This window comes from Ruegeria sp. YKSE079, from assembly GCF_059612845.1.
In genome coordinates, this window is record NZ_JBXWRJ010000026.1 from 38,664 (window position 1) to 56,197 (window position 17,534).

At 54.7% G+C, this 17,534-nt stretch carries 14 protein-coding genes and 3 pseudogenes; 10 read left to right on the plus strand and 7 right to left on the minus strand.

Annotated features, from left to right (window positions below; translation table 11 throughout):
- Positions 1–17 precede the first annotated feature (17 nt).
- Positions 18–1,565, minus strand: coding sequence for a helicase HerA-like domain-containing protein (locus AC2FMY_RS19415; RefSeq protein ID WP_496747457.1), 1,548 nt, complete (start codon positions 1,563–1,565; stop codon positions 18–20).
- Positions 1,566–2,025: 460 nt separating this feature from the next.
- Here AC2FMY_RS19415 and AC2FMY_RS19420 point away from each other — a divergent pair, with 460 nt between their 5' ends.
- Positions 2,026–2,634, plus strand: coding sequence for an invasion associated locus B family protein (locus AC2FMY_RS19420; RefSeq protein ID WP_496747459.1), 609 nt, complete (start codon positions 2,026–2,028; stop codon positions 2,632–2,634).
- Positions 2,635–2,687: 53 nt separating this feature from the next.
- Here AC2FMY_RS19420 and AC2FMY_RS19425 read toward each other — a convergent pair whose 3' ends face one another.
- Genes AC2FMY_RS19425 through AC2FMY_RS19440 form a run of 4 tightly spaced genes read right to left on the minus strand, consistent with a single transcriptional unit; the run spans position 2,688 to position 6,936 of the window.
- Positions 2,688–3,896 carry a beta-ketoacyl-[acyl-carrier-protein] synthase family protein gene (locus AC2FMY_RS19425; RefSeq protein WP_496807915.1) on the minus strand — a complete coding sequence of 403 codons (1,209 nt, stop codon included), beginning with the start codon at positions 3,894–3,896 and terminating at the stop codon, positions 2,688–2,690.
- A gap of 8 nt (positions 3,897–3,904) precedes the next feature.
- Positions 3,905–4,162, minus strand: coding sequence for an acyl carrier protein (locus tag AC2FMY_RS19430; RefSeq protein WP_480751443.1), 258 nt, complete (start codon positions 4,160–4,162; stop codon positions 3,905–3,907).
- Positions 4,163–4,194: 32 nt separating this feature from the next.
- Positions 4,195–5,286, minus strand: a complete 1,092-nt coding sequence (lpxD, locus tag AC2FMY_RS19435; RefSeq protein ID WP_480751445.1) for a UDP-3-O-(3-hydroxymyristoyl)glucosamine N-acyltransferase — start codon at positions 5,284–5,286, stop codon at positions 4,195–4,197.
- A gap of 36 nt (positions 5,287–5,322) precedes the next feature.
- The gene (locus AC2FMY_RS19440) at positions 5,323–6,936 is read right to left on the minus strand and encodes a L,D-transpeptidase family protein (protein ID WP_496747463.1); all 1,614 of its coding nucleotides are present in this window, start codon (positions 6,934–6,936) and stop codon (positions 5,323–5,325) included.
- Between the two features lie 365 nt (positions 6,937–7,301).
- Between AC2FMY_RS19440 and mepK the strand changes: the two genes are divergently transcribed.
- Positions 7,302–7,871 (plus strand): peptidoglycan L,D-endopeptidase MepK, encoded by a 570-nt coding sequence (mepK, locus tag AC2FMY_RS19445; RefSeq protein ID WP_480751447.1) that lies wholly within the window; start codon positions 7,302–7,304, stop codon positions 7,869–7,871.
- A 434-nt stretch (positions 7,872–8,305) separates the two neighbouring features.
- Here the strand turns inward: mepK and AC2FMY_RS19450 are convergent, their stop codons facing one another.
- Positions 8,306–9,208, minus strand: a complete 903-nt coding sequence (locus AC2FMY_RS19450; protein ID WP_480751449.1) for a LysR family transcriptional regulator — start codon at positions 9,206–9,208, stop codon at positions 8,306–8,308.
- Between the two features lie 146 nt (positions 9,209–9,354).
- Here AC2FMY_RS19450 and AC2FMY_RS19455 point away from each other — a divergent pair, with 146 nt between their 5' ends.
- From AC2FMY_RS19455 to AC2FMY_RS19475, 5 genes and pseudogenes are all read left to right on the plus strand, one after another.
- Positions 9,355–10,371 carry a TRAP transporter substrate-binding protein gene (locus AC2FMY_RS19455; protein ID WP_496807916.1) on the plus strand — a complete coding sequence of 339 codons (1,017 nt, stop codon included), beginning with the start codon at positions 9,355–9,357 and terminating at the stop codon, positions 10,369–10,371.
- A gap of 75 nt (positions 10,372–10,446) precedes the next feature.
- Entirely contained in the window at positions 10,447–11,052 is a 606-nt protein-coding gene (locus AC2FMY_RS19460; protein ID WP_480751451.1) for a TRAP transporter small permease, read from the plus strand.
- A complete protein-coding gene (locus AC2FMY_RS19465; RefSeq protein WP_496747468.1) occupies positions 11,049–12,329 on the plus strand; it encodes a TRAP transporter large permease in 1,281 nt (426 codons plus the stop codon). The genes AC2FMY_RS19460 and AC2FMY_RS19465 overlap by 4 nt, the downstream gene beginning before the upstream one ends.
- 22 nt (positions 12,330–12,351) lie before the next feature.
- Complete coding sequence (gene speB, locus AC2FMY_RS19470) at positions 12,352–13,317, plus strand: agmatinase (RefSeq protein WP_496747470.1); 966 nt, start codon at positions 12,352–12,354, stop codon at positions 13,315–13,317.
- Between the two features lie 86 nt (positions 13,318–13,403).
- Positions 13,404–13,895: pseudogene (locus AC2FMY_RS19475) on the plus strand (IS110 family RNA-guided transposase); the annotation flags it as partial.
- Here AC2FMY_RS19475 and AC2FMY_RS19480 read toward each other — a convergent pair.
- Positions 13,883–14,834: pseudogene (locus AC2FMY_RS19480) on the minus strand (IS110 family RNA-guided transposase); the annotation flags it as partial. The pseudogenes AC2FMY_RS19475 and AC2FMY_RS19480 sit on opposite strands and share 13 nt — an antisense overlap.
- A 371-nt stretch (positions 14,835–15,205) precedes the next feature.
- Between AC2FMY_RS19480 and AC2FMY_RS19485 the strand changes: the two are divergent.
- From AC2FMY_RS19485 to AC2FMY_RS19495, 3 genes and pseudogenes are all read left to right on the plus strand, one after another.
- The gene (locus AC2FMY_RS19485) at positions 15,206–15,856 is read left to right on the plus strand and encodes a hypothetical protein (protein WP_496807917.1); all 651 of its coding nucleotides are present in this window, start codon (positions 15,206–15,208) and stop codon (positions 15,854–15,856) included.
- A gap of 289 nt (positions 15,857–16,145) precedes the next feature.
- Positions 16,146–16,901, plus strand: a pseudogene (locus AC2FMY_RS19490) (IS5 family transposase); the annotation flags it as partial.
- Between the two features lie 200 nt (positions 16,902–17,101).
- On the plus strand, positions 17,102–17,534 hold a 433-nt coding region (locus tag AC2FMY_RS19495), incomplete at its 3' end, for an IS110 family transposase (protein ID WP_496807918.1).

Genomic DNA, 17,534 nt, shown 5'->3' on the forward strand with positions numbered 1-17,534 from the left:
CCGCCTTTTTCCTTCGATCACCGCCCTTTGAACAGACTTCCCAAAATTCCACGAACTATCCGGCGGCCCGTCGTGCCTTTCATCTCTTTAATCACCGCTTCGGTCAGGGCCGAGGTAAAGGTGTCCTTTCTCCGAGGTGTTTGAATCCGAGCCGACGACCGGCTGACTCGTTTTCCGGAATAACGTCGCGCTGCGGAAAACTCACGGGCGGTGGCATTTTCTGTCTCGGCTTCAGTTTCTGCCTGTTCAGCTTCTTTAGCGGCGATTTTCGAGCGTTTGGCTAACATTTCATAGGCAGAATTTCGGTCGATCAAAGTGTCGTATTTTCCCGCCATATCAGAGGTCGCCATAATCTCGGCTCGCTCCTTGCCGTTGATAGGCCCCAGTTGAGACCCAGGAGGTCGGATCAGCGTGCGTTCGACCATTCCCGGCACGCCCCTTTTCTGAAGCATCGATGTAACCGCCTCGCCGACACCAACTTCTCGAATGGCTGTTTCCGTTTCGAAGGTGGGGTTTTCTCGATAGGTTTCTGCAGCCATGCGAAGGTTTTTTCGGTCTTTGGCCGTAAATGCCCGTAATGCGTGTTGGACGCGGTTTCCAAGCTGACCAAGGATATCTTCGGGAATGTCGGCCGGATTCTGGCTGACGAAGTACACACCGACGCCCTTGGACCGGATCAGGCGTGCGACCTGTTCGACCTTGTCCACAAGAACTTTTGGCGCATCGTCAAACAGCAGATGTGCTTCGTCGAAGAAAAAAACAAGTTTCGGTTTTTCCGGGTCACCCACCTCGGGCAACTCTTCAAACAGTTCACTCAAAAGCCATAACAAGAACGTCGTATAAAGCCGGGGCGCCGCCATCAGCTTGTCCGAGGCGAGGACGTTGACCACACCTTTTCCGGTTGAATTGGTTCTCATCAAGTCGGCGAGTTGAAGTGCCGGCTCTCCAAACAGCCTTGTACCGCCCTGATTGTCGAGAACCAGAATCCGACGCTGAATGGCGCCAACAGAAGCTGGAGAGATGTTGCCGTATCGCAAGGAAAGCTCCGACCGGTTTTCGCCGATCCACACAAGCAAAGCTTGCAGGTCTTTCAGATCGAGCAACGGCATGCCCTCTTCGTCGGCCAAGCGAAACGCGATGTTCAGGATACCTTCCTGCGCTTCGGTCAGCTCCATTAATCTGGATAGCAGGAGAGGGCCCATTTCAGTCACAGTGGTTCGGACTGGATGTCCCTGTTCGCCGAAAAGATCCCAGAACGTAACGGGGCAAGCCTCATAGGCGAAGCCGCCGTAACCGATGCGCTCGGCCCGTTCCGTGAATGCGTGATGTAATTGGTGATCCTGTGACCCTGCCTTTGCCAGTCCCGAAAGATCACCCTTCACATCTGTCAGAAAGACAGGCACGCCAGCTGCAGAAAAACCCTCGGCAAGGATCTGTAACGTCACTGTTTTTCCGGTTCCTGTCGCCCCGGCGATCAGGCCGTGACGATTGGCGTATTTCAATGACAATTCTTGCGGCAGCTCATAGTTTTTTCCTGCTCCGCCCAGAAAAATCGTTTCACTCATTCGACTTATGCCTCAATCCTGTGCCAATACAGCGTCAGCATACAAAGTTAACCTTTGACTGCGATAGTTTTTTCGTCGCCGGTCCACGTCGGATGTGGCGGCGGTTTTCCTCCCTGTTGACTGGTCGTGCCCTCGGGCACGGCTCTTTTCTTGAACATGACAAGTATTCCCCTGATTTCACGCGCTTATTTGCGTCCAAAAAAATGTTGGGTTACCTGTTGACCCGTGGCCCCCGCTCTCGTAACGTCTGCGACATAACTAAGTCGGCCAGTCCGGCGGGGAGACAAATTGGAAAAGGGAGCCCAAATATCGGCTCCCTTTTTTTGGCCCGAATGCATTCAGATCATGCTCCCGGCGGTTTCCTGACCAGTATACGTTCAGATCCTCCAATTCCCACTGACACCGCGCAATGGGCGTGATAGGGATGGCCAAAACCGTAACTAAATTGAGTGAGGCATTCATGATCAAAACGCTAACGCCACTGGCGGCTATCGCAATCGCCATGTGGGCGGGTATCGCCACTGCGCAAGACACCAGCTCCGATTCAGAGAGTACTAGTGAACAAACGGGAAATGAGTCGCTTGATCTTGGCCAGCCGGTTAATACCGAGCCGCAGTTGGGTCAGCGATATCCGACTGAAAAGTTCGGCGACTGGGACATGGCCTGCATCAAGACCCAAGCCGAAAAAGACCCCTGTTCGCTTCTGCAAATCCTAAATGGACCCCAAGGCAGCCCGATGGCAGAGGTGTCCCTGTTCCGCCTGCCCGAAGGCCAGGTTGCCGTTGCGGGCGCTACCGTGGTGGTTCCACTTGAAACCCTTTTGACCGCCCAAGTGACTATCTCGATTGATGGGGCGCCGGGCAAGCGGTACGAATACTCCTTTTGCAGCCCGGTGGGGTGCATCGCCAGGATTGGCTTGACCCAAGCGGATATCGACGCAATGAAAAAGGGATCCAAGGCTACGATTTCATTGGTCCCTGCCCCAGCACCCGATCAAGTTATTTCGCTGGACTTGTCGCTTAACGGCTTCACGGCGGGCTTTGACGCCGTCGAAGTTGTTCCGAACTAAGATCGGATATGTTTCTGGAATGGTCACCGAACAAAGTTTTCGGTGGCCATTTTTCAGACTTTGCGTAGCGCCAGTACCGCGTTCATCCCGCCAAAGGCAAACGCGTTGGAAAGGGCCACGTCGACCTTTGCTTCGCGCGCCACGTTTGGAACCACATCCAAAGCGCATTCCGGATCAGGTTCCTCGTACCCGATTGTTGGCGCTATGATCCCGTCGCGCAGCGCCATGATGCAGGCCAAAAGCTCCACCGCCCCCGTACCCCCGATCAGGTGTCCATGCATGGATTTGGTTGACGAAATCATCAAACTGTCCGCCTGACGACCAAAAACGTCTGCCACTGCGGCACATTCGGTTTTGTCGTTTGCGGCGGTTCCGGTACCGTGCGCGTTGATATATCCAACGTCGCTTGCGTTAATACGGGCATCTGCCAGCGCCCCAGCCATAGCGCGCGCTGCCCCGTGCTTGCTGGGCATGACGATATCTGCGGCGTCTGACGACATTGCAAAACCAATTACCTCTGCCAGAACGTCGGCCCCTCGTGCTTTTGCGCGGTCGTAGTCTTCGAAAACAAAGATGCCGGCCCCTTCGCCTTGCACCATTCCGTTCCGGTTCGCACTGAACGGACGGCAGGCATCCTTGGACATGACGCGCAAGCCCTCCCAGGCCTTTACCCCCCCAAAGCACAGCATTGATTCAGATCCACCCGTCACCATGGCCGGTGCTGCACCGCTGCGTACCATCTGAAACGCCAACGCCATTGCATGATTGGACGATGCGCAGGCTGTCGACACGGTGAAACTCGGCCCCTTGATGTTGTATTCCATGGACACATGGCTGGCAGCGGCATTGTTCATAAGCTTTGGCACAACAAACGGATGTACGCGATTCTTGCCGTCTTCATAGACTGAGCGGTAGTTGTCGTCCCAAGTGGACACACCACCACCTGCAGTTCCCAATACAACACCGGACCGATGGGCGGTGTCGCCATGGAATTCGATCCCAGATTGTTCGATGGCCTCTTTCGCCGCGGTCAGAGTAAATTGAGTGAAACGGTCATATAGCGTCATTTGCTGTCGGTTGAACCGGCCCTCGGTATCAAATCCGCGCACCTGACCACCGATCTTGATCGCCAGACGATCTACGTCGCGAAAATCCAATTCCCCAATGCCGCAGCGCCCTTCGCGCATGGCTTCGAGAGTTTCAGAGACCGAGTGCCCCAACGAATTGATAGTGCCAGCCCCGGTAATGACGACGCGCTTCATAACCGTCGTCAAACCTTTTCCGCGATCAGTTTTTCGATGCCCGAAATGATTGCAGCGACATTCGAGATATCAAAATCTCCGGCCGTCGGTTCGTTTGCATTAAACGGGATCGAAATGTCGAACTCTTCCTCGATGGCAAAGATGCTTTCGACCAATCCAAGGCTGTCGATGCCCAAATCTTCAAGGGTGCTCTCGGGCGACACATCCGATGGCTCCAGCACGGCCTGCTCTGCAATGATCGCGATGACGCGGTTGCTGATGCTCATATCAATCCCCTGATTGTCGCTTTGCGGGTGATTTAATCGCTCTCAGGCTGTTTGAAAACCGCCTTTTTCAGTGCCTCAACGTCACGGGCCATGCGAGGCAATCTGCGCTGCGCTTTATAAATCTCGGTATGTGTTTCCATTTTGATGCCAGGATAACCCATAATCACGCGGCCTGCGGGAACGTTCGACAGAATTTTAGTCCCCCCACCCGAGATCACCCGGTCTCCAATAAAAATGTTGTCGACAACACCGGTCTGACCGCCAAGAACGACGTTGTTACCAATCTCGACCGAACCGGAAACACCAGTTTGCCCGCACAACAGGCAGTCGTTTCCGACCCGCGTATTGTGCCCGACGTGAACAAGATTGTCCAACTTGGAACCGTTTCCTATTCGCGTATTCCGAATGGTTCCGTTGTCGATCGTACTATTGGCCCCCACCTCAACATCATCTCCGATCTCAACTGCGCCCAGAGAATGAATGCGCAGCCAACCCTGCGCCTTTGCGTCTCCCTGATCGCCCATGGTTTTACGGACATTTTCGACGCCTGACACTTCAGGAGTGACAAAACTGAACCCGTCGCCACCGATCCGTGCACCAGGTTGCGCAATGAACCGGTCGCCGATCACGGCTCGGGCACCGATGCTGACCATTTCCCGCAACAACGCATCTTTGCCCAATGTAGCATCCATTCCGATCGTACAGTGCGGGCCAATCACCGATCCAGCGCCAATGCGCGCACGGGGTCCGATAACACTTAATGGTCCGATCGAAACATCATGACCGATTTCAGCGGTTGGATCGACGACGGCAGACAGGTGAATTCCAGGCTGAACGCCCTGTCCCCGATCCATCATCGCCGTCACACCGGCCATTGCCATGCGCGGTCGCGGCGCAAAAATGGCTGCATCAAGCCCCAGGGATTTCCAATCGGCCCCGGGCCACAGGATCGCCACTCGCGCACCACCCTGCCCCAGGGCATCAGCGTATTTCGGCGACATCGCCAAGGCCAGATCGGTCGGTCCCGCTTCAGCCGGCTCAGCAGCGCGCAAAATCGTGAGGTCAGTATTCCCCTCAGCCTCGACACCGAGGGCCGTTGCGATCTGTTTGACAGTGAATTGCATTTGCGGCTCCGGTAAAAGGTCTGTGCGCCCCCGTCCTTACCCCTGAACCGCTGGCAGGACCACCCCCGCATTGCTTAATGCGTCCCAGACCTTTTTATCGCGATCATAAACATCGCGGCGATATTGGACCTCGCCCTTCGTGCCAACATAGGCCGTACGATAGATCAGGTGGACCGGAACCGGTTTGTCCAGTGGAACAGTGGTCTCGCGGCCGGTTCTAAGAACCCTATGGAAATAGTCCCTGGGGTCTTTTTCCTGAAGAGACAGCAGCGCATATGCGAATCCGAATGGGTCCGCCAACCGAATGCACCCATGAGAAAACGCCCGAATTTCCCGCGAAAACAAGCTTTTCTGCGGTGTGTCATGCAAATAGATGTTGTGCTTGTTGGGGAACATGAACTTCACCAACCCCAGTGCATTTCCTTTACCGGGTGGCTGGCGCATTGCAAACGGAAAGCTCCCAGAGGAAAACTGACTGAAGTCGACGGCCTCTCGATCAACCCGCCGCCCCCGTGAATCGGTGATTTCCAAGTGCCCTGCTGCGTTCGGATTAGCGCGCAGTTGTGGTAGATACTCTTTGGTCGCGATGGAACGGGGAACATGCCAGCTTGGATTGATGACCATATGTTCCATCTGATCCGAAAACTCGGGACTGCGGCGATCATGAGTGTTTTTGCCTATAACGGCCCGCGTTTCAAAGGTCACTCGGCCATCATCCACGATTTTGGCGGAAAAATCGGTCTGGTTCACCAGAATGTGCCGGTCCCCCCGATCGCGCGGCAGCCATCGCTCGCGTTCAAGCGCAACTATCACGGATTTCAACCGATCCGCCACGGAAACGTTTATCTCGGCAATAGTGCCTGGCCCGGCAACGCCATCCTGTTCCAACCCGTGCGCAGCCTGGAACTTCATCACCGCTGACCGAAGCCTGTTGTCATAGCTGGGGCTTGCGCTGGGCTTCATGTATCCCATGGCGACTAGACGGTTGCGCAACGCGATGACTGTCGTACCTGTATCACCCAATTCCACCTTCTGAACGGGAACGGTTGCCCCCCAACCGCCTGCCAAAAGCTGATCTTCGAGGTAAATTTTGTGTTTCAGCAATGTAAGATACTGAAACGAGTGGGGCGCGAGTGTGGTGAAATATGTTTCCGGATTCGCAGTCAGCACTTCGTTCAAAAAATCGGTCGCCGGTCGCCGCGGAACTGAACGGGCTATACCGGGATCAATCGAAGATGGTTTCAGAAGGCCGGACTGAACGTCCCGTGCGTAAGTAACGAATGTACGCGTCAATTCCGCTTCGACCAATCCTATGTCGCGTGACGATTTGGCCTCGCGCATTTTTCGGATAGTCTCGTCTACCCGATATCGATCAACTGGCAACCCATGCGTTTCTGCCCGGCTCAATGCCTGAATCAACGCAACGCGCCTAGCTTGGGAGGAGGCATCTTCGCCGGTCCAGATCGGTTGATAGTCGTTTTCGCGGTAAAACGCTCCAACTCCACCCTGTGATCCGACGGATTCGGCCACTGCTTGCTTGAATGCAAACGATTGTGCCTGCGCAGGAACTCCCCCTAGCAGTGACACTCCAGATATGGCGATCACGGTTGCAATGACATAGGCGGATCGTTGCCGAATGGAATGGGTCATGTGTCTCGTCTTGGTCATTGAAATACGTTTCTGCTGCGGTTAGCCAATCGAGTTTCTTAAAAACTGAAGGCAAATGTCCATTCACAAATGTGAAAAACGACGTCATGAAATATCAGTTGATGCTGGATTGCATCGCCCTGCCCGGCCTGCACTTAGTCCGAAATCTCAGTAATAAAATAGGCGTTACGCGTCAATTGCGCAAAATCTTGCCGAAAATTCCCCCTTACTTGCCCCAAAACCAATCAATTCTTGGCTCGCGAATCCGGCTGTGGCATACATCTGGCACCTGGGGATGGTAACAAAAACTGACAAAAGCGCGCGTAACATCGTGCGCGGGCAGGAATAAGTACGGGACGACGCAGTAAATGACAGAATTGAGCTCGACGGGCTTGTCGCGACGCGCATTACTAGGTGCATTCGCAGCAACATTAGTATCAGCAGCACCAACTTTTTCCAACGCAGCGGGCTTTCTTCGTGGTGGGGGCGACATACGGCGCGTGCGCATGTATTCCGGCCGCACCGGCGAACGCCTTGATATGATTTATTGGGTGGATGGTGACTATGTCAAAGACGCTGTTGCCGAGATAAATCACTTTATGCGCGACTGGCGAACTGATCAGATAAAACCGATGGATCTACGAACCATCGACATCATGGCCGCTGCTCACAATCTGCTGGACGTCAACGAGCCCTATATGTTGCTTTCAGGTTATCGTAGCCCTCAAACCAATGCCATGCTCCGCTCCCGCTCCCGCGGTGTTGCCAAGAATTCTCTGCACATGAAAGGTCAGGCTGCCGACTTGCGCCTAGCTTCACGATCGGTTAGCCAGATGGCTAGTGCCGCCGCGGCGTGTCAGGCAGGCGGCGTTGGAAAATACAGCCGCTCCAATTTTGTACACATGGATTGCGGCGTCGTTCGCACCTGGCGTGGATAATACCCATAAAGCCTGTTCTTGCTATTGTATTGCCTCCAACTATTGGGTTGGGGGCATTGTTTTATCCGAGCTTCTCCAAAGGGTTGCTCTATACTGGAAACTGGTCGGCTCAGACCGCCTGAGAAATACAGTTGCTAGTTTCGCAAGAACCAAGCACCGAGGTGGAAGAAATCATATGGCAAGTCCTCTGATCTTTTACTGCCGTGAACATCCGCTATTAAAAGCTGCAGAGCAGCATTAGAGCAATGGGCTGAGAGTTCGCAAAGGGCCGCTCCTGAAGGTGGTGCGCCACTGTGGCACTGCGGATGCTGCTCTGCCTCCGAGGTCGGCAGTGAGCCCATTGGTACAATTGCTGCGTTTTCTGCTAATGTACTCTTACCACAGCAAGGAAGACATCAAATTACGACGTCAGAAGAGTCCAGATAAGTTTCAGTTTAGTGATACTGATTGCCTTCTCCGCAGTAAGTGGCCACATCCTCGACAAAAAGTTCAACTGAGCGCCTGTGTACGCTAGTAGACCGGGTCGCAAGATAGAATGTCGACGTCCAGTTCAGCCGGTCGGGTGCGACGGCTCTAAGCTTGTCGTGATATTCCATACTTGTTGCGAAATGCACCGGCAGAGCCCCCAGATAGTGCCCGGTTTCGATCAATACTGCCATCGCCTCCATATTCGCAACGACCGCCCGCATATCGGTTGGTTTCAATTCGGGAGATACGAACACGTCGTAAGATCGCTGGCAAATTTCATACATTGCAATATCTTCCGGACCAATTTTCGTATCCGGCACAGCAAACAGCGGATGGTCGCGCCCACAATACAATTGGTGCTCTTCGTCACACAGCTTGGTGTAGCGCAGTTCCGGCACCTGATTACGAAAAGGAGCGATGGCTACGTGCAAATCGCCCGAGATCAACCTTTGCGTCAATTCGATCGGTGAAGCGACAACTATTTCCAGCCTGACTTCGTTGGGACGGTTCAGAAATCGTTTCAGCGATCTGGTCAGATGCAAATCCGTCAACGTGTTAACCGCATCGACGATGCCAATCCGCAAATCGCCCGTCACAGCGTCGCGCAACTCCAGCAACTCAGCATCGAAATCTCGGACACTGCGTAAGATCTCACGTGCCTTGTGATAGGCGATCTCGCCACGTTCGGTCAGTCGGAACCCGCCCCTTCCCCGCTCGCAAACCCGATAACCAAGAGAATCTTCCAGATCACGGATTCGGATGCTGATCGCCGATTGGGTGATCCCCAATGCATATTGTGCATCGGTGAATCCATCGCATTCAACGACCGTCACAAAGGTTTCGAGAAGAGTATTTCTGAACAGTTTCAATGACGTCAACTTCCGCGATTCTCAGGCTCATCATTACATCAATTTTTTTCATGTGAGCATAAGCAACATGATATTTTTTTGTGTAATTTTCTGTGCTGTGCTGGACCCAACCTGAACACCAAAAGGGATCAAGGGAGGAACCCAGCATGACCTTTACTCTACGGAAAATGCGAACGACGGCAGCGGCAACCCTGCTCAGCCTCGCACCGCTCAGTGCGCTGGCAGAAGACTGGAAATTCGCGATCGAAGAAATTCCGGGCTCGATCATGGACGCCTATGCGCAGGAGTTCAAATCGCGCATTGAGGCGGCCACCAATGGAGAAGTGACCGTCACCGTCTATCCGATGGGCACGCTTGGCACACCGACCGAAACGGTCGAACAGGCCGCCGATGGCGTCATCCAGTTCACCAATGTTTCAATCGGCAACCTGGGTACCGTGTTGCCGGAAAGCCAAGTCTTCCTGCTGCCCTATCTACTGCCGTCCGATCCGGCAGCGATCTCTAAAATCCTCAGCAGCTCGGAAACCATCTATGGCCCGATGAACGACGATTTCCGCAAGCGTGGTCTGGAAGTTTTGACCATGTATTCCGAGGGTCCGCAGGTCTGGACCACCAACCGTGAGATCCGCACACCCGAAGATTTCGACAACTTCAAAATGCGTGTGATGGTTTCGCCTATTCTGGTGGAAACCTATAACAACATGGGCGCCAGCCCGACTCCGCTACCGTTCGGCGAAGTGTTCGGTGCGCTGCAACTGGGTGCTATCGACGGTCAGGTCAATCCGATCCCGACCATCGAAGAGATGAAGTTCTACGAAGTCACCAGCCACCTGATCTGGGCCGGAGAGCAAGAGCTGGTCACCACAGTCGTGGCCGGATCGGACTGGTTCGAGACCCTCAGTCCCGACCGTCAGCAACTGGTGCGTGACACCATGGGCGACATGACCGGCTTCATCGACGGCGTTGTCACCGATTTCAACCAGCAACGTCTGGACATCATCAAGAAAGCCAAGCCTGATATCGGGCTGGTCGTTCTGACCGAAGAAGAACGTGATGTCTTCCGCGGGCGCAGCACCGGTACTTCGGCGGCTTACGTCGAAGCCGTCGGTCCCCGCGGTCAAGAACTGCTGGATGCACTGCAGGCCGAACTGACCGGCAACTGATACCTACTCAATCCACTCACTCAAAACTACCTCACGCGCCTTGCGCGTGAGGCTTCAAAAAAAGGGGAGGATATCATGCAAAGCGGCACTGCAACTCCCTTCGGCTTTTTGGGAAAGATCGACGCTGTCATCGGACGGATCGAAGTCTGGATCCTGGGCTGGGGAATCATCCTGATGGCCGTGAACACCATCGCCAATGTCTTTGGCCGCTACGTGTTCAACCAGTCCATCTATTTCTCGGAGGAACTGAACGAGTTCCTGATCGTGATCGTCACCTTCATGGGGCTGGGCTATGCCACCCGCAAAGGCATCCACATTCGCATGTCGGCGATCTATGACGCCCTGCCAATCAAGATGCGCAAGGGCCTGATGGTTGTGATTGCCGCCACCACCGCTGTCGTCATGGCCGTTCTAGCCTGGTACGCGCTGGAATATGTACAGAAAGTCGCCTCACGCGGGCGGATCACCCCGGCGCTGCAACTTCCGCTGTATCTGACCTATGTCTGGGTCGTCATCGGCCTGGCGCTGGCGGCGTTCCAGTATCTGCTGACCGCGATCCGCAACCTGAATTTCGCGGAAGAAGAGGTCTATGTCTCGTACCTGGAAGTTGACAGCTACGAAGACCCGGAAACCGCAGCCGCGATCAAGAAATTCGAAGACTCCACGGAGGCAGACAAATGACCGAGTTGATGCTGGCCGTCATGATCGTCCTGCTGCTGGCAGGGTTTCCGATGAAAATGCCGCTGATCTCGGCGGCGGTGCTGGGGTTCCTTGTCTATTTCCCCACCATGAACATGCAAATCCTGATCCAACAAATGATCGGAGGGGTCAAACCCGCAGCGCTGATCGCGGTGCCGATGTTCATTCTGGCGGCCGATATCATCACACGCGGCCATTCCGCCAACCGATTGATCGATCTTGTGATGAGTTTCATGGGCCATATCAAGGGCGGTCTGGCGATTTCTGTCACCTCGGCCTGTGCGCTGTTTGGCGCGGTCTGTGGCTCGACCCAGGCGACCGTGGTGGCCATCGGTGGAGCGATGCGGCCCCGGATGCTGAAATCAGGCTACAGCGACAGTTTCTCGATCGGCTTGATCGTGAATGCGGCCGACCTCGCCTATCTGATCCCACCCTCCATCGGCATGATCATCTATGGCGTTGTTTCGGGCACCTCGATCTCACAATTGTTCATCGCCGGCATCCTGCCGGGGCTGCTGATCGTGGTCCTGTTCTCGGCCTATTGCATGCACTACGCCTATCGCCATGATATCCCTGTATTGCCGCGTGAAGGTTGGGGGCAGCGGTTCGCCGCACTGCGCAGATCGCTTTGGCCGATGGGCTTCCCCGCCATCATCGTCGGCGGCATCTATGGTGGTGTCTTCTCGCCCACCGAAGCTGCAGCAATCTGTGTGCTTTATGCGGTCATCCTCGAAGTAGTGATTTTCCGCTCAATCAAGGTGAAAGACCTGTTCGACATCGCGCTGTCCACCGGAGCCATCACCTCGGTCGTATTCATTTTGATTGCGGCAGGGGCTGCGTTTAGCTGGACACTCAGTTTCGCTCAGGTGCCGCAAACCATCATCGCCGCGCTGGGTCTGGAAAGCGCCAGTCCGCTGATGGTGCTGCTAGCGATCAACATAGCGTTCTTCGTCGGCTGCATGTTTGTGGACTCGATTGTAGTGATCCTGATCCTGGTTCCGATCTTCGCTCCCATGATCAAAGCTAGCGGTCTGGACCCTGTTCTGGTCGGGGTACTGATCACGCTTCAGGTTGCAATCGGCGCAGCGACGCCACCCTTCGGCTGCAACCTGTTCACCGCTATTGCAGTCTTCCGGCGGCCTTTCGTCGAAGTGGTGCGCGGTGTACCCCCATTCCTGATTATCCTGCTGATCGTGAGCGGCCTGCTGATCGCCTTCCCTCAAATCGCCCTGTTCCTTCCGGAACTGGCCTATCGTTAATGCACTAAGAAACGGAGAAATCATGTCTGAACATGGTTATGAATCTGGTCGTCTGAATTTACCTTTTGTCGGCATCTCGACATTTGGCAAGAAACCCTATGTCCAAAACTGGGACGAGATCGACGCGGATGTGGCGATCCTTGGTGCGCCTTTCGATTTCGGCTGCCAATTCCGCTCGGGCGCACGCTTTGGTCCGCGCTCGGTGCGAGAGGCATCGACCCTGTTCAGTTTTGGACACGCAGGTGCCTATGACCACGAGGATGACGCCACCTATCTGGGCAGTGACGTGCGCATCGTCGATCTGGGCGATGCCGACATCATCCACACCAAGACCGAGGAAAGCCACGCCAACATCGAATACGGCGTCAAGAAAATCCTCGACGCGGGCGCGATCCCAGTCACAATCGGCGGCGACCATTCGGTTAACATCCCCTGCATCAACGCCTATGCCGAGGATTGCGAAAAACACGGCCCGATCCACGTGATCCAGATCGACGCGCACCTGGACTTTGTCGATGAACGCCACGGCGTCACCGTCGGCCATGGCAACCCAATGCGTCGCGCGATCGAAAAAGACTATGTCTCGGGCATGACCCAGCTGGGCATCCGCAATGTATCTTCGACCGCAAAAGAGGGCTATGACGATGCGCGCGCGCGCGGTTCGGACATTCTGTCAGTCCGACAGGTGCGCAAGCTGGGCACCCAAGGCGTTCTGGACCGTATCCCAGAGGGTGTCCGCTACTACGTCACCATCGACATCGACGCCTTCTGCCCTTCTATTGCACCGGGCACCGGCACTCCCAGCCATGGTGGTTTCCAATACTATGATGTCTTGGAGATTTTACAGGGACTTTCTAAACGCGGAGACGTTGTCGGCATTGATTTGGTCGAAGTCGCTCCGGCCTACGATCCAGCCGAAAGCACGCAAATCCTGGCGGCGCAGCTGCTGCTGAATTTCATCGGTTTTATCTTTCATAATAAGATGTAGGTTTCCTGGCTCTGATGATGTGACCGCCCCCCGACGGCATCATTGTGCCAAGGTGGGTCTGCAACGATCCACAAAGGAGAGCGGTCATGTCAGAGATTATCACGGTCGGGCTCGATCTGGCGAAGAATGTGTTTCAGGCCCACGGGGCAGATGCAGCGGGGCAGCCTATTCTGCGCAGGAAACTGCGTAGAGTTCAGGTGCTGACCTTCTTCAGCGAGTTGCAGCCTTGTGTTGTCGCGATGGAAGCCTGTGGCGGCGCTCATTTCTGGGGTCGCGAGATCGGCAAGCTGGGTCATGAGGTGCGGCTCATTCCACCCGCCTACGTGAAACCATTCGTCAAACGCCAGAAAAATGATTCCGCCGATGCCGAAGCGATCTGCGAGGCCGCGCTGCGTCCGACGATGCGGTTCGTGCCTGTGAAGAGCGAAGAGACGCAGGGCGCGGCTATGGTGTTTCGCGTGCGCGAGCTTTTGATCCGGCAGCGGACCCAGGCCATCAATGCACTGCGAGGGCATTTGAGCGAGTTCGGGCAGATCGCGCCACAGGGGGCGGCCAACGCGTCGAAGCTGATTGCAATAGCCACAACCATGCGAGGCTTTCGGGCGCGCAAACGCGCAAGCCATTCATTGTGCGGACGGTTAAACCGTTCGACTGCCTGAAGAACGGCCATAGCGCCAGAGATCAGGAGCCTCCGAATGTCACGCTGTCCCATCTTCGAGGTCTTTCCTAACCGCGGTCTTCCGCCGGTCGAGTGCTGGCGTGGTACAAGACCCAGCCAAGCTGCAAAGTCTCGGCCTCGTCGAAAACCGGAGAGGTCGGGCGCAAATGTTTCGATCGCCAGCGCTGTGATCGGTCCTACACCTGGCATGGTTTGTGCCCGGCATGTCAAAGCTGCTTCCCTTGCCGCCCGGACCATTTTACGGTCAAGCTCTGCAATCCGATCTGCCAGCCCGGTGATCTGTTTCAGATACAGTTTAGCCAGATCTCGAACTTCGGCGGGCAAGGATGTATCATCGGCCTCGACTGAGGCGGCGATCATTTCTCAAATGAACCACCCCTCTGGGCGCGACCAAGCCATGTTCGGCGAGATGCCCGCGTAGCGCGTTGATCAACTGAGTTCGCTGACCAACAAACATTTGTCTTGTCCGGAACAGCATAGCGCGGCTTTGCTGACCTTCTGTCTTCACTGCGACAAAACGCATTGTCGGGCGCAACGCCGCCTCAACGATCGCTTCGGCGTCAGCAGCATCGTTCTTCTGGCGCTTGACATAAGGCTTCACGTAAATGGGAGGGATCAAGCGCACATCATGCCCCAGGTTCTCAATCCCCCGGCCCCAACCATGCGCTGTGGCGCACGCTTCCATGGCAACAACGCACTGCGGAAATTGGGAAATGAAACCCAGGAGCTGACCACGAGAAAGCTTCTTGCGGAACAAGACAGACCCGTCGTCATTTGCGCCATGCAACTGAAATACCCGCTTTGCCAGATCAATCCCGATGATTGTAACCTCGGACATGGATGCTTCCTCCTGCTGTGATGGCTTCAACACTCATCACATTCGCACAATGCGATGCCAACTGGTGGGTGCATCCACGCCATCAACATGACTCAGCTCATTTTCGCAACCAAAAAAAGAGTTGATTGTTCTCAATCAACCTGCATAATTCTTTCTAGAATTCTGCGGAAAGCAGTGAAGGATTTACCAATGCTAGTGAATTGAGCTTTGTGGTGGCAGCGGTGTTTAGGGTAGCGGGCGGTATTTATAACGGAAGATGATTCGACGTTGGCGATGGCCGCACTATTAATCTATGTAAGCGTTAAGATTATAACCTCTGAGAATTTCGTGTACCGCATTAGGTTGAAATTTTCCAAGAGGGCTGGGAAGTAATGATGAAAGTATCTAAGTACTTTTTTGGTGCACTGGTTGTAATTGTTTTCCTTGGTGCATTTAGCGCCATTGAGAAGGTTAGAGCGGAAGTAGTAAATTCCAGCTCGGCCATTTTTACTATTGATGCTTGTGAGGGATATTTGAACTTTTTGGAGGGCGAGGATACCGTAACGCCCGACGGGTGCCACGAGATTGCGCACTTTCAAATATCGAATCGTAACGAAAATCTAAGACGTTATCTGGTGCTGCTAGTGTTGCAATCGGCTGAAAAATCCGCCTTGGGTGCATTGGCGGGAGCGATGCTGGCAACTATTCAGGGCAATGCTTCGGAAATGTATACAGCGTCGGTTCTGGCTGGCCGCTTTATAGCAATAAAAATGGCGTCTTCAGGTGACCTAGAACGAGCCGCACTGTACTCTCATTTATTGTCTGAAATGCAGCGTTTGTCAGTGCAAGCGATGTGTTCTGAAGAGCTCTGTAATGATATTCAAGTTGCTTCCTCCATTAAAAAAATAGTGGGAGAAAAGTTTAGTGATCTTGATATGGTCAGGTCTGATATTGTTTTATATTGCTTGCTAAGAACGGATGCATTCTTGATACCTGTACGGAAGGTTCTTGAAAGTCGCGCTTTTGCAGATTGTATTCCTTAAGCGAATGGAAGTTTCATAACGCCGTAAGGGCGGTATCTGAGGCTGATCTTCTCCCTAAAAATTCATAAATTCTACGGAGGATAAGTGGTGGGAAAAAGACCTATGACTCCAAAAAAAGATTTCACGCACGGTATGGGGGTGCCTGTAGCTTCTTTGGGTATTGCAGATCCGGTTCCTCCGGCCCAGGCTGTGGCTGAAGCGGGTAGAATGATGGCGTCAGCCTTAGGGTCAGGATGCATTGATTTTCAACGCGCTGCGTGATTCACGGCTCGGAAAATGGAGCAGTGACATGAGCAACCTTTACTGGCTGGCCGACGAGCAGATGGCCAAACTTACCCCCTTTCTTCCCGAAGTCCCACGGCAAGCCACGGGTCGATGACAGACGGGTGTTGAGTGGGATTATCTTCATCAATCGCAATGGGTTGCGTTGGCGTGACGCGCCTGTTGAATACGGCCCGCACAAGACGCTCTACAACCGCTGGAAGCGGTGGAGCGACAAGGGCATCTTCGCGCAGATCATGGCCGGTCTGGCTGCCAAGCACGGCGAACAGAAGACCGTCATGATCGACGCGACGTATCTGAAGGCGCACCGAACAGCGACCAGCATGGGCGTCAAAAAGGGGGGCGTGGTCGTCTGATCGGTCGAACCAAAGGGGGCATGAACACCAAGCTGCACGCCATCTGCGATAGCCAAGGGCGGCCGCTCAACCTGTTCGTCACCGCCGGCCAAGTCAGCGATTACATCGGCGCGCGGGCGCTGCTCAGCAGCTTGCCAAAGGTCGACTGGTTGCTCGGGGATCGTGGCTATGACGCCGATTGGTTCAGGAACGCGTTGAAAGACAAAGGGATAAAACCCTGCATCCCCGGCAGAAAGCAGCGCAAGACGCCGGTCAAATACGACAAGCGCCGATACAAACGACGCAACCGCATCGAGATCATGTTCGGCAGGCTCAAGGACTGGCGGCGCGTGGCGACACGATATGATCGCTGCCCCAAGGTCTTCCTCTCAGCCATCGCTCTGGCCGCGACCGTTATCTATTGGTTATGCATCCTGACCCTTCTGTATCTCGAGTTTGCTAACTTAACCCCCGTCAGCCACCTTTGCCGAGGTTGCTGACGGGGCGGTGTATGGCGTCTGAGCCTTGTGGCAAGACCACGTTTTCTAGCGAGCCAGCACCGTCTCTCTTCATCGTCTCGAACAGTTGAATGCGGCCGGTCTGGACCGCGGAGCAGAAGGAAGAGGGTATGAACAAAGTATCACACGAGCAGATCATCGGCATAGACGTCAGCCGCGATTGGCTTGACGTTCATTGTCTGCCGGAGACTCGTAGGTTGCGGCTCCCAAACAGCGATGAGGGTCACGCGCAGCTTGTTGATCTGGCACAATCAACGCACGCGCTTGTTTGTTTTGAGGCGACTGGAGGGCAGGAATGGCGTCTGTGGACCGCGCTGGATGCAGCCGGCATATCGACTCGGCAATTGCCGCCAGCTCAGATTAAAGCCTTCGCTGCCAGCCGTGGCACACGCGCCAAGACGGATCGGATCGACGCGGAACTCATTGCGCGCTTCATGGCATTTCGACCAGACGCGGGGCGCGAACTGCCACATGGGAAATTGCGCCTTCTCAGAGCCTTGGCATCAAAGCGAGCGCAACTTGTCGAGACGCGCAAGAGACTTC